Annotated in this window: 2 protein-coding genes; both read right to left on the reverse strand. The window is 73.1% G+C overall.

Annotated features, from left to right (window positions below):
* Nucleotides 1-690: glycosyltransferase family 9 protein (locus AC1WTP_RS34400; RefSeq protein ID WP_481653376.1), on the reverse strand; the 690-nt coding region annotated here is incomplete at its 3' end.
* The coding region (locus AC1WTP_RS34405; protein WP_481653377.1) for an SDR family oxidoreductase at nucleotides 687-1,277 on the reverse strand (591 nt) is incomplete at its 5' end. The genes AC1WTP_RS34400 and AC1WTP_RS34405, both read right to left, overlap by 4 nt.

Below are 1,277 nucleotides of genomic sequence, written 5' to 3' on the forward strand. Positions count from 1 at the left end.
GACCACCAGCCGGGCGTACGCGACCAGCGCCGCGAGGTCGCCGATATCCGTCCGGCCGGCGAGCACCGCGTCGTCGGGCAGCCCGGCGAGCCGGGCCACCTCCGCGGCGATCCGGCGTTCACCCGGGCTGCCGGTCACCACCACCCGATGCCCCTGCCCGGCCAGTTCTCTGGCCACCTGCGCGAAGCGTGGCGGCGGCCAGCGCCGCTGCGCCGCCTTCGCGCCCGGGTGCACGATGCTCACCCCGGTCGGTACGCCGTCGGGTGGGGGTCGGTGGAGGGCGAGGTCGGTGGGGTCGGTGGGGATGTCGTACCAGGTGAGTAGGCGGCACCAGCGGTGGATTTCGTGTTCGTTGGGGTGCCAGTGGGGGCCGTTGGTGTGGCCGGTGTGGGGGTTGGTGTAGGCGAGGAGTTGGTGGGGTCGGGTGGTGGTGAGGAGGTGGTGGGATTGGGGTCCGTGGCCGTGGAGGTTGACGGCGAGGTCGGGGGGTGGGCCGGTCCAGGGTAGGTGGGTGAGGTCGGGGGTGTGGAGGAGGTGGTCGATGCCGCCGATGAGGTTGACCAGGGGGGTGAGCCAGCGGGGGGCGGCGAGGGTGATGTCGTGGTGGGGGTGAGTGGTGCGGAGGGCGCGGAGGGCGGGTACGGCGGTGGCGAGGTCGCCGACGCCGAGGGCGCGGAGGGTGAGGATCATGGGTAGCTGGTTTCTTGTTCGGCGCAGACGATCATTTCGCGGATGGCGCAGCCGGGGGGTTGGGTGAGGGCGAACATGATGGCGGTGGCGGTGTCGGCGGGGTCGTTGAGGATGGCGTCGGGGCCGGGTTTGTAGGTGGGGTCGCGGTTGTCGAAGAAGGCGGTGCGCATGCCGCCGGGGATGAGCAGGGTGACGTTGATGGTGCCGGCGAGTTCGGCGGCGAGGGCGCGGGTGAAGCCGACCACGCCGAACTTGGCCGCGCAGTAGGCGGTGGCGTCGCTGACCGCCTTCACTCCCAGCGTCGAGGCGACCGTGACGATGCTGCCCCGGGAGCTCTCCAGGAACGGCAGCGCGGCGCGGATCACCGCGGCGGTGGCCAGCAGGTCCACCGCCACGATCCGGTCCCAGGTCTCCCCCGGCAGGTCGGCGAGCTTGCCCGGCACGTCCATCCCGGCCGCCGTCACCACGGCGTCGAGGCCGCCGGAGCGTTCGGCCAACTGCCGGGTGGCCGCCTCGGCGGCCCGGGTGTCGGCCAGGTCGCACTCCACCCAGGGCACCCCGTCTCCGGGCGGCTGGCGGTCCAGCAC

This window comes from Micromonospora sp. R311 (assembly GCF_056780015.1).